The sequence below is a fragment of the Shewanella sp. ALD9 genome (assembly GCF_002836315.1).
In the GTDB taxonomy this organism is placed as follows: domain Bacteria; phylum Pseudomonadota; class Gammaproteobacteria; order Enterobacterales; family Shewanellaceae; genus Shewanella.
In genome coordinates, this window is the sequence record NZ_PJCD01000002.1 from 78201 (window position 1) to 89956 (window position 11756).

10 protein-coding genes are annotated in these 11756 nt (G+C 43.2%); 5 read left to right on the forward strand and 5 right to left on the reverse strand.

Annotation, left to right across the window (positions count from 1 at the left end; translation table 11 throughout):
* Nucleotides 1–136 precede the first annotated feature (136 nt).
* The 3 genes from tadA to guaB form a co-directional block, all read right to left on the reverse strand.
* Nucleotides 137–616: a tRNA adenosine(34) deaminase TadA gene (tadA, locus tag CXF88_RS03835; RefSeq protein WP_206780909.1), complete on the reverse strand. Its 480-nt coding sequence runs from the start codon at nucleotides 614–616 to the stop codon at nucleotides 137–139.
* 188 nt (nucleotides 617–804) lie between these two features.
* Nucleotides 805–2382 (reverse strand): glutamine-hydrolyzing GMP synthase, encoded by a 1578-nt coding sequence (gene guaA, locus CXF88_RS03840; RefSeq protein ID WP_101085480.1) that lies wholly within the window; start codon nucleotides 2380–2382, stop codon nucleotides 805–807.
* A gap of 104 nt (nucleotides 2383–2486) precedes the next feature.
* Nucleotides 2487–3953, reverse strand: a complete 1467-nt coding sequence (gene guaB, locus CXF88_RS03845) for an IMP dehydrogenase (protein WP_101085482.1) — start codon at nucleotides 3951–3953, stop codon at nucleotides 2487–2489.
* Nucleotides 3954–4071: 118 nt separating this feature from the next.
* Between guaB and xseA the strand changes: the two genes are divergently transcribed.
* Nucleotides 4072–5412, forward strand: a complete 1341-nt coding sequence (gene xseA, locus CXF88_RS03850; protein WP_101085484.1) for an exodeoxyribonuclease VII large subunit — start codon at nucleotides 4072–4074, stop codon at nucleotides 5410–5412.
* A 250-nt stretch (nucleotides 5413–5662) separates the two neighbouring features.
* Here the strand turns inward: xseA and CXF88_RS03855 are convergent, their stop codons facing one another.
* Nucleotides 5663–6340 carry an OmpA family protein gene (locus CXF88_RS03855; protein WP_101085486.1) on the reverse strand — a complete coding sequence of 226 codons (678 nt, stop codon included), beginning with the start codon at nucleotides 6338–6340 and terminating at the stop codon, nucleotides 5663–5665.
* Nucleotides 6341–6442: 102 nt separating this feature from the next.
* Complete coding sequence (locus CXF88_RS03860) at nucleotides 6443–7324, reverse strand: choice-of-anchor H family protein (RefSeq protein WP_101085487.1); 882 nt, start codon at nucleotides 7322–7324, stop codon at nucleotides 6443–6445.
* 341 nt (nucleotides 7325–7665) lie between these two features.
* Between CXF88_RS03860 and CXF88_RS03865 the strand changes: the two genes are divergently transcribed.
* The 4 genes from CXF88_RS03865 (at nucleotide 7666) to CXF88_RS03880 (ending at nucleotide 11730) form a co-directional block, all read left to right on the forward strand.
* Nucleotides 7666–8022, forward strand: coding sequence for a PepSY domain-containing protein (locus tag CXF88_RS03865; RefSeq protein ID WP_242445092.1), 357 nt, complete (start codon nucleotides 7666–7668; stop codon nucleotides 8020–8022).
* A 3-nt stretch (nucleotides 8023–8025) separates the two neighbouring features.
* Nucleotides 8026–8709: a response regulator transcription factor gene (locus tag CXF88_RS03870; protein ID WP_101085489.1), complete on the forward strand. Its 684-nt coding sequence runs from the start codon at nucleotides 8026–8028 to the stop codon at nucleotides 8707–8709.
* Nucleotides 8702–10030: an ATP-binding protein gene (locus CXF88_RS03875; protein ID WP_101085491.1), complete on the forward strand. Its 1329-nt coding sequence runs from the start codon at nucleotides 8702–8704 to the stop codon at nucleotides 10028–10030. Before CXF88_RS03870 ends, CXF88_RS03875 begins: the two co-directional genes overlap by 8 nt.
* Nucleotides 10031–10209: 179 nt before the next feature.
* Nucleotides 10210–11730, forward strand: a complete 1521-nt coding sequence (locus tag CXF88_RS03880; protein WP_157822769.1) for a DUF3300 domain-containing protein — start codon at nucleotides 10210–10212, stop codon at nucleotides 11728–11730.
* Nucleotides 11731–11756: the final 26 nt, after the last annotated feature.

An 11756-nucleotide genomic window follows, 5' to 3' on the forward strand; every position in this document is an offset into this window, starting at 1 on the left:
CACCATGTCACGTCGTCGCGTCATGCTTAAAGTACATAAAAGCCGCATTCAAAATCGTCAACGAGCTCATTTTTTATTGGTACAAACTGAAAATTAATCTTCCGTTAACCACATAAAAACCAGTCACTCAATCAGTCTATTTTATAGCTAACTGTTTGAGTGCTTTTTTTTCTGCTCTACGTCGTTGAAAAAATGCACTTAGCTGCGCACCACACTCTGCAGCCAACACACCTGAACTGACTTCAAGCTGATGATTAAAAACTGGATGTTGTAATAAATTAATCACGCTACCTGCCGCGCCAGTTTTTAAATCATCTGCACCATAAACAACCCGCGCAATACGACTGTGCACCATGGCACCTGCGCACATAGTGCAGGGTTCTAACGTGACATATAAAGTCGTGTCGAGCATACGATAATTCTCTAACACCTTGCCGGCTTGACGAATACATTCCATCTCGGCATGAGCGGTTGGATCGTGATTCACAATACTTAAATTACAACCACTGGCAATCAATACATCGTCTTTAACCAATACGGCACCCACTGGCACTTCGCCTTTTAGCTCGGCTTGCTCGGCAAGTTGCATCGCTAAACGCATCCACTTTTCATCAATGGCGCGCTGAAGCTGATTCGATTTCTCATTGTGCGCATTAGAAAGTGGGCAAGTATCGCTGGAAACGTGTTTTTTTGGGGTATCTGTCACTCTATAAAACCTAGGTAATTGTCATACGCAGCTATTCTAGCAAATAAAAAAGACGCCGCAGCGTCTTTTTATTTAAAGTAAGGAGTCACGCTACTGCGTTATTCCCATTCAATTGTTGCTGGAGGCTTACCTGAAATATCATAAACCACACGTGAAATACCATCGACTTCATTGATAATACGATTCGACACGCGACCCAAGAAACCATACGGTAAATGTGCCCAATGCGCAGTCATAAAGTCGATAGTTTCTACCGCGCGTAACGATACAACCCAATCATACTTACGACCATCACCCATTACGCCTACCGAACGAACAGGTAAGAAAACGGTAAAGGCTTGGCTGACTTTATTATACAAATCAGCTTTATGCAGTTCTTCAATAAAGATAGCATCGGCACTGCGCAATAAATCACAATACTCTTTTTTGACTTCGCCAAGTACACGAACACCTAGACCAGGTCCTGGAAACGGATGACGATAAAGCATGTTGTAAGGCAAGCCTAACTCTAAACCGATTTTACGCACTTCATCTTTAAATAATTCACGTAATGGCTCAACTAAACCCATCTTCATATTGGCAGGTAAACCGCCAACATTGTGGTGCGACTTAATCACATGCGCTTTACCCGTTGCACTGCCCGCTGATTCAATCACATCAGGATAGATAGTACCTTGGGCTAGCCATTTGGCATTAGCGCATTTCTTTGATTCTTCGTCGAAAATCTCAACAAACACACGGCCAATGATTTTACGTTTGGCTTCTGGTTCTGCTTCGCCAGCCATCGCATCTAAGAAACGGTTTTCAGCATCGACGTGAACAATTTTGAGTCCAAAATGATCGCCAAACATTTCTAATACTTGATCCGCTTCATTCAAACGCAGCAAACCGTTATCAACAAACACACACGTTAGTTTATCGCCAATCGCACGATGTAATAACATCGCCACAACCGATGAATCTACCCCGCCAGATAAACCCAGAATAACTTCGTCATCACCAATTTGCTTTTTTAAACGCTCAATAGCATCTTCAATAATTGATGATGGCTTCCAATTGGCTTTACAGCCACAAATGTCTAGCGCGAAATGCTCTAGCATACGCTGACCTTGGCGAGTATGCGTCACTTCTGGGTGAAACTGTACGCCGTAAAAACCTTTCTCTTCATTGGCCATAGCGGCAAACGGACAAGTTGCCGTTTTCGCTACGGTCACAAAACCTTCAGGGATAGCAGACACTTTATCGCCGTGGCTCATCCACACATCAAGCAAAGGTTTGCCTTCTTCGCTAACGGCATCTTCAATGCTTTTAAACAAAGCTGATGTGGTTTGCAATTCAATTTGTGCGTAACCAAACTCACCTTCGCCAACGCCTTGAATCACTTTGCCACCAAGCTGTTCTGACATGGTTTGCATGCCGTAACAAATACCCAATACCGGTACACCAGCAGTAAACACATATTCAGGGGCACGCGGTGAATTATCTGCTGTGACACTTTCAGGGCCACCGGCTAAAATAATACCATTTGGGGCAAACTCACGAATTTGCGCTTCGCTCACATCCCACGCCCATAACTCACAATACACACCAATTTCACGGATACGACGCGCAATAAGTTGAGTGTACTGAGAACCAAAATCGAGGATTAGAATCTTATGATCGTGAATATTACTCATGAATAACCTTTACATATTAATTAAGTGTAATAACTCGCATCCAATTGATGCGGTCAAATTAACGCTAATAAAACGAGGGCGACATAACGTCGCCCTTATCATAATTACGAACGATAGTTTGGTGCTTCTTTGGTAATGGTCACGTCATGAACGTGTGACTCACCCATACCTGCTGAAGTCACTCTTACAAACTGTGCTTTTTCATTTAACTCTTTAATCGTGGCACAACCGGTTAAGCCCATGCATGAACGCAAGCCGCCCATGTGTTGATGAATGATCTCTTTCAACTTACCTTTGTACGGCACGCGACCTTCAACACCTTCAGGTACGAGTTTGTCTGCTGCGTTGTCACTTTGGAAGTAACGGTCAGATGAACCTTGAGTTTGGCCCATAGCGCCCAGAGATCCCATACCACGGTATGACTTATAAGCACGACCTTGGTAAAGTTCAGTTTCACCCGGCGCTTCTTCAGTACCAGCAAACATAGAACCCGCCATGATGCATGATGCACCTGCAGCTAATGCTTTAGCTAAGTCGCCAGAAAAACGAATACCGCCATCAGCAATAACAGGAATGCCTAAGGCGAGTACTGCTTCAGCAGCATCAGATACCGCAGTGATTTGTGGTACACCGACACCCGTTACAATACGAGTGGTACAAATTGAACCAGGGCCAATACCGACTTTAACGGCGTTAACGCCCGCTTCAACTAGCGCAATTGCACCAGATGCGGTGGCAACGTTGCCGCCAACAATTTGTAAATCAGGGTATTTGGCTCTAGTGTCACGAATACGCTGCAATACGCCTTCTGAGTGACCATGTGATGAGTCAATCAATAACACGTCAACACCGGCTTTTACGAGCGCGTCAACACGCTCTTCATTGCCAGGACCCGCGCCAACTGCAGCGCCCACACGTAAACGACCTAATTCGTCTTTACATGCGTTTGGTTTGCGTTCAGCTTTTTCGAAATCTTTAACGGTGACTAAGCCTTTGAGTTTAAAGTTTTTATCAACCACTAAGACTTTCTCAATACGATGAGAATGCATTAGTTTTTGTACTTCATCTAACTTAGTACCTTCCGTTACTGTGACTAGACGATCTTTAGGGGTCATCATGTCGGCAACGGTTTTGCTCCAATCAGTCACAAAACGCACGTCACGACCTGTAATAATGCCCACTAGTTCGTGTGCATCATTGACTACAGGGTAACCAGCAAAACCATTATGTTCAGTTAATAAACGTAAATCAGTTAAGCTTGTGGTAGGTGTAACAGTAACGGGATCTTGAACAATACCGGCTTCATAACTTTTAACTTTACGGACTTCTTCGGCTTGTTGCTCAATACTCATGTTTTTATGAATAAATCCTAAACCACCTTCTTGCGCCATCGCGATCGCAAGACGAGATTCAGTCACAGTGTCCATAGCAGCAGACACAAGTGGAATATTTAATTCGATTTTAGTCGTTAAACGAGTTTTAAGAACAGCGGTATTAGGGAGTACGGTCGAGTGGGCAGGAACCAACAACACATCATCAAAGGTTAGTGCATCTTTCAGTAAACGTAGCATGGCAACATCTCCCTAGTAAGTAGGATTTGAGGTGAAATATTGCGGCGAGATTATACCTTGCATATTGCAGTTGGTAAATGGAAAATGGATTTTTATTAACGTTAGAATGAGAACTCTCATGAGTGCCACAAAAAACAATGTTTATAGTGTTTCGCAATTAAATAGCGAAGTGAGGCATATTCTTGAAGGTCAAATCGGCAAAATTTGGCTAAATGGTGAAATATCAAACTTTTCGGCCCCAAGTTCAGGGCACTGGTATCTCACCTTAAAAGACGCTCATTCACAAGTTCGCTGTGCCATGTTTAAGGGCCGTAATCAATCTGTGCGCTTTAAACCCGTCAATGGTCAACAAGTGTTGATTAAAGGCGCCATCAGTGTTTACGAGCCTCGTGGCGATTATCAGCTGCTACTTGAGTCAATGTTGCCAGCAGGTGATGGACTACTCGCACAAGAATTTGAAGCATTAAAACTAAAATTGGCCGCTGAAGGCCTATTTTCCCTAGAAACCAAACGCCCTATTCCAACTAATATCCAACGAATTGGTGTCATCACATCGGCAACGGGTGCGGCGTTGCGAGACATCTTGCATGTATTAGCACGCCGAGATCCCTCAATCGAAGTGGTTGTGTACCCCACTCAAGTTCAAGGTGCTACAGCCAGTCAATTAATCTGCCAAGCCATTGTTACTGCCAATCAACGCATGGAAGTTGATGTACTGTTGCTTACCCGTGGTGGTGGCTCGTTAGAAGATTTATGGTGCTTCAACAGCGAACATTTAGCCCATGCGATTTACAACAGCGCACTGCCTGTGGTGAGCGCTGTTGGCCATGAAATAGATACCACTATCAGTGATTATGTTGCCGATGTACGCGCCCCTACGCCGTCAGCCGGTGCTGAATTATTATCGAAAGACAAAGGCAATAAAGCTGAAAAGTTGGCGCTATTGCTATCGCGTTTACAGCAAGGGATGAAACATTACCAATTGCAGCAGTATGGACGATTAACTCAGTTATCTCACCAACTCCAACGCCATGAGCCGCAACATAAACTGCAGCAATTTGAACAACGATTTGACGAAATGCAAATGCGCTTAGAAAATGCCTTACAGCATAAACTCAGTCGCCTAACCTTACGCCACCAGCAATTACATAATCGCTTGCAACAACGTTCACCAATTAATACCTTAACCATAGAAAAACAACGGCTTGGGTATTTAATTGAACGCTTTAACGACGCCAGTAAAGATTATTTTAAACAGGCTGAATCACGAGTTTCACAGGCCGCCCATAAACTTGATACCGTCAGCCCGCTGGCAACCTTGAGCCGAGGTTACTCAATCACAAGTACCAATGAGCATGTTATCGAAAATGCCAATCAATTAAGCAATGGTGATGTAATTCATACTCGGTTAAAGCAAGGAAGTGTCACCTCAACAGTGACAGATGTCTCAACCAAATAACAAGCATGATTTCGATGATAGAAATGTGGCAAAAGGACGTAACATGAAACGGATAGATTATCGATTATATATGCTTGTTATTTAGATCACTTACCATCCATATATCAAATTACGTGTGCCAAATACATGTAGTCATCTAGATTATTGTTCACTAACTCCGTTATCGGTTAAACAAAAAAGCCATCTTTCGATGGCTTTTTTTATTTACAGATCAACAAGCATTGCTTGTTAACCACACTCACGGATAAAACTATTTACCCATTGGTGTTAATATAATTTCTACACGACGATTTTGCGAACGACCTTGCTCGGTAGAGTTGCTGGCAATTGGGCTTGACTCGCCCATACCAGTTGAAGATACACGTGAACCACTAACCTTCTGGCTCGTCATATATTGCGCAACTTCACTCGCTCGTACTTGTGACAAACGCAGGTTATAAGAATCTGAACCCGAACTGTCGGTATAACCAATCACATTTAAGCGAGTGTCATCATATTCTTTAGCCACTAATACAACACTGTTTAACACTGATTTAGCGCGTGAACTTAAGACAGTTTGATCAACCGCAAAAGTCACTTCATTAGGCATGTTCAGTACAATATTGTCACCGTTGCGCGTCACACTCACGCCAGTTGATTTTAACTGTTTACGCAATTCTGCTTCTTGCACATCCATGTAATAACCAATACCACCACCAAGAGCCGCACCAGATGCTGCACCAATTAATGCACCTTTACCGCGGTCGCTTTTGCTTGATGAAAGTACACCAATGGCTGCGCCTGAAAGACCACCGATAATAGCGCCATTTGTGGCTTTAGCATTTTCTGATTCGCCCGTATAAGGATTAGGTAATTGGCAACCAGACAACAACAGCGCCGAACCGATTAATGAACTGCATAACAATGATGCATTTAACTTTACTGACATACACACTCCTAACTACTTATCCCATATGGATAAGTAAAAACTGACAAAATCAAAAATCGTCATTCTAACGTAGATCTAAGGTACATAAGCATAAATTTTACGTTATATTTTATTAATCAAACGTCGACGAAACCCAATCACTCCAGCGAGTAAGCCAATACTTAACCAAGATAACGCCCCGCCTGAATGTTCAGTTTCAATATAAATTTCTTCCACATAAACCGCATCACGGTCGCTACTTTCAAGTGGCAACGCGTACAAGGCATTGGACTCATCACTACTTATTGTCGCAACCGGATCGGCATAACCTAGCTCATATAAATCGATCAACACATCATAGTGATCGGCTTGATAACCACTGGCTAACGTAGTGAGCACTTCGTAATCATCATTACTAGAATCTGCGTGGAGGGTGAATACGTCGGTTGAGTAATAATGGATCCACGGCCCACCATCTTGGCTTAAATATAACTCGGCAAATACATCAGCCTGAATGTCGCCCGCACTGCTGGTTATATCAGCATCAAAGGTCACACTAAAGGTTTGATAAAAACCATCATAATCATAGTCATCAAATAAACTTGAATCTGCACCGTAGAAAGAAAAGTCGTAATAAACAACTTGATTTTGCTGCGCCAACGCTCGTTGTTGCTGGTTGGCCGTTGTCGCGGCAGCTTTTTGATTTTTAGCCATCACTTGTTCACGGGTGACTTTTTTATTCAGGGTTGTAACGGTACCTTGCAACTTAGCTTGCTCATGTAAAGCGCTCACCCTAGCCTGCTTGTCCGCTTCAGTTTCTGGCGTTTGCGGATTGATGACTCTTGCTTGACTGTATGTACCAAAAGCTTGTTCAGAGATCCGCTCGGCGCCTTGAACTGTTGGCGAACTTAACCAGAGTGCACTGGCAACACATAAACTTACGCCCCATTTTAGCTGGGTATTAATTGTCGATAGATTGGCTGTCTTGGCAGTATTATGTTTCATGTTAGTTCCTCACAGTCTTGATATTGAGGCCATTTAACCCTAATCAAAATGAACGTAAGCTGAACATAGTAATAAGGTAGACTTCCGTTAGCGCTACCCTTTAGTGCCACTGTTATAAATCAATACCGCGAAAACATCCCATAGAGGTAAACCATTCAGTTAATGTTCATCTGCTACCCCTTATACTGCCAAGTCAAATCATCGATACATTGGCATTTACTGATATCTTACGGGCGTTTATGTTTCGCTTACGGCTATTTACTCAATAAGATTAAGTAGATGTTTCTATATAGAAAGGGATCTTTTACACTGGCAATAATGAGGTTATTAGGGAACACAATATGCAGCGTATGCTCAACGTAAATGCCACCATGTTAGGCCTGATGTTAGCAGTACTTTCACTAGCGTGCTCAGTGCCGTCCTATGCTGCTGCATTACATTCATCAGCAGGTGCTCAGTTCTCCCCAGGCCCCAATAATAATCGTCAAAACAATAACCAGCAGAACAGTAACCTGGTGGTTAATAGCGCTCAACAAGCTGTACAAATGGCTCAACGAAGTTATTCAGGTAAAGTATTAAAAGTGCAATCAGCTAACGTCAATGGACATCCTGGTTATCGAATTAAATTACTCACCAATGATGGAGTCATTTTTTATGTGTTAGTCGATGCCACCAATGGCTCGGTTACAAGGAACTAGCTCATGAGATTATTACTGGTCGAAGACGATTTAGCCCTACAAGCAAACATCAAACAGCACCTTATCGACGCGCAATATACTGTTGATGTCGCCAGCGATGGTGAAGAAGGCTTATTTCAGGCTCAAGAATATCAATACGATGTCGCCATTATCGACGTCGGTTTACCTAAGCTTGATGGCTTGTCATTAATCAGTAAGTTACGTGAGCAAGACATTAGCTACCCGATCATTATTTTAACCGCTCGAGACAGTTGGCAAGATAAAGTGGTCGGTTTAGATGCCGGCGCAGACGATTACTTAAGTAAGCCGTTTCAGCTAGAAGAACTTGTCGCACGAATTAATGCATTAATTCGCCGCTCCGCAGGTAAAGCCAGTCCAGTAATTCAAAATGGTCCCTTTAGCATTAATACCCGCAGTTTAGAAATTAAAAAGAGCCTGCAAATAATTAACCTTAGTGGTTCTGAGTACAAACTATTTGAATACCTGATGCTGCACCCAGGGTCGGTACATTCCAAAAGCAGTTTAATTGAACACATTTATGATCAGGATTTTGATTTAGACTCCAACGTGATTGAAGTGTTTATCCGTCGTTTACGTAAAAAACTCGACCCCGACAATCAATATCAATTAATTGAAACACTGCGTGGTCAGGGCTATCGACTGCGTCAATTAGACACTGATGCGTAAACTACTCAGCTCGCTTAAAGTCCGCATTGTGATCAGTGCGTTATTACTGATTTTGGTATTATTGCCCATTATCGGCATAACCGTTAATAACGCCTTTGAAACCCAAATTAATGTCGCGGCAAAAAACCAGTTAAAAGCCTATGTTTACTCTGTTTTAGCCATGGCAGAAGTGGAAGATAACCAATTACAAATGCCGTCTCATTTACTTGAAAACCAATTCAATGTGATTGGTTCAGGTCTTTATGCGTTAATCACCACCAAAGATAATCAGCTACTGTGGACCTCAAACTCATTTCTCGGCCTCAACACCCCGATTAACTTACCCAAGCCCGTAACCGGTAGAAGTACCTTCGACTCGATATTGATTAATGACAAGCCACAGTTGATATACAGTTTTAGCGTGAGTTTTGCCACCAGCGAACAGCCTTTTACCATGACGCTGCACATTATAAAAAACCAACAAGAATACCTACAACAAATCCAAAAGTTTTCTAACACCTTATGGACTTGGTTGCTAGTGTTAACCGCCTTATTGGTTATTGTACAGCTCAGCTGGTTGCTATGGACCCTAAAACCTTTAGGCCAATTTAGCCAAGAACTCAGTGCGGTAGAACAAGGCACATCAATGCAACTCAGTACCCGCTACCCTGTGGAATTGCAAAAAGTAGCGCAACAGTTAAACACCTTATTACAAACCGAACAAAATCAGCGTAAACGCTACCGTAATGCGTTAGCCGATTTAGCCCACAGTTTAAAAACACCTTTAGCGGTAATCCAAACTCAAGCTGACTTAAGCGACGCCTCGATGGAACAAATTAACCGTATAAACCAAATTATTGCTTACCAACTAAAGCGGGCACAAAGCGCGGCGGGCAGTGCTTGGCACTTAGGGGTTAATGTTGACAGTATTGCCGTTAAATTAGTCAGAACCTTAAGTAAGATATACCAACATCAAAACCTCACCATTGAGTATCACCCCAACGAACAAGCCCGCTTTAAAGGCGATGAAGCAGACTTAACAGAAATGCTTGGTAATGTGCTAGACAATGCCTGCAAAGCCGCGAAAACAAAAGTGACATTAACCCTTACACAGCAAGATAGTCAGCTGTGCATGACAATTGAAGATGATGGAGAAGGTATTCCGAAAGATAAACAGCAACATATTTTTGAACGGGGGATCCGTGCAGACACTTACACTCAAGGCCACGGGATCGGACTGGCAATCGTTAGAGACCTTGTCGACAGTTATCACGGTAAACTTACTGTTGGCCAATCGGCATCATTGGGTGGCGCTCAATTTGAGTTTACTTTCCAACAATAAACACCTGCTTTAGATTGCCGCTATATACTATTTGTTTAGTTTATCTATCTAGCTTATTGCTCTTGCTTACTCCTCTCGCATAGTTCTAGCGTATTAACTTCCGTTATGAGCTTTCAGCTTATGTTCATCTTCGGCCCGTTATGATGAACCTAACAGTCATCAATGACGCTGGAGATAACATGAAAAAAGCCATTCAAGTACCCGCTCAGGCATTGCTCGCCTTAGCCTTGGTCTGTATGCCATTAACCAATGTGCACGCGGCGCAACCAACTAATTCATACACTTATACAGCAGAAGATGATGTGGTGAGTGATGCTGAGTTGGCACAAATGCTCGCGCCAATAGCGCTATATCCAGACAGTTTATTAACCCACATATTAATTGCGTCAACGTACCCATTAGAAATTGTCCAAGCCAAACGCTGGTTATCAAACCAAGGTAACCGCGACACCAACCAAATTATGACCGAGGTAGAGTCGCAAGACTGGGACCCAAGTGTCAAAGCCTTGGTAGCATTTCCCAATGTATTGCAGCGTTTAAATGATGATTTAGCGTGGACTCAAAGCGTAGGCGATGCCTTTTTGCAAGATGAAGGCCGCATGCTAGACACCATTCAATCATTAAGACAACAAGCTGATGAAGCCAACAACTTAGCCGACCTTGAGCAAGTAAAAGTGTCGCGGGTTGAGCGCCGGATTATTATTGAATCAGTTCGCCCAGAAATTGTTTACGTGCCTTATTACGACAGCCGTATCGTTTATGGCAACTGGCGCTGGAATCGTTATCCACCGGTTTATTGGAATGCACCTGCTTATGTACATTATCGCCCTAACCACAGTGCTATTTACTGGGATAGCGGAGTACGTATTAGCTTTAACTTCTTTTTTAGTGGTTTTCATTGGCATGATCGCCGTGTAATTGCGGTACCAGTACGTCAAAACTACCGTTACTACACACCACGAAAAATAAGTTACAGCCATGGTGCCCAACATTGGCAACATAAACCTAAGCATCGCAAAGGTGTGGCTTACCACAGCCAAGTGATCAGCAAACGTTATAATGGCCATTATGAGAAACGTAACAAGCAGGTAAGTTATTCACGCGAAGCCAAACGCCAGCAAGCCAATGAACCTCGTCATTATTCCACCAAGGTGAATGATCAGCGTAAAGACATAAACCATAGCAGCAAGCAGGATAAGCGTAGTGACAAATCAACGTTAAGAAGTGTAGGCCGCAATGAGCCGATTGAGCACAAAAGTAGCCAGCTAAAACGCGAGTTAAGCCAGCAACGTCAACCAGCAGCACAAGTAAAATCATTTGAGCGCAAAGGTGAGCCGATGAAGTCAAACTACAGTCGCCAACGCGATGTGGCCCAAACTAAGCCTAAGTATGAGACAAAACCAGTGGCGAACATAACAAGCAAGCCGCGCACTCAAGAATTACAACAAGCTCAACGTAACACTCGAGTTGAAACATCGCGCCAGCCGCAAGTTAACGCGATGCGCAATCCACAACAGCAAGTAAAACAAATACGCAGGAGTGAACCACAAAAGCAGCAAGTTCGCGAAACAACTCGATCGACGCCTCAGCAAGCTTCGCGATCAATGAGTCAGCAACGTGATAATGCATCATCACGCCGTGCAAGCCAATCGAGAGACACCGGACCTTCAAGAGAGAAACCGTCTAGAGAAAGACAGTAAACAGTAAAAAAAAGCCGCGAACTACA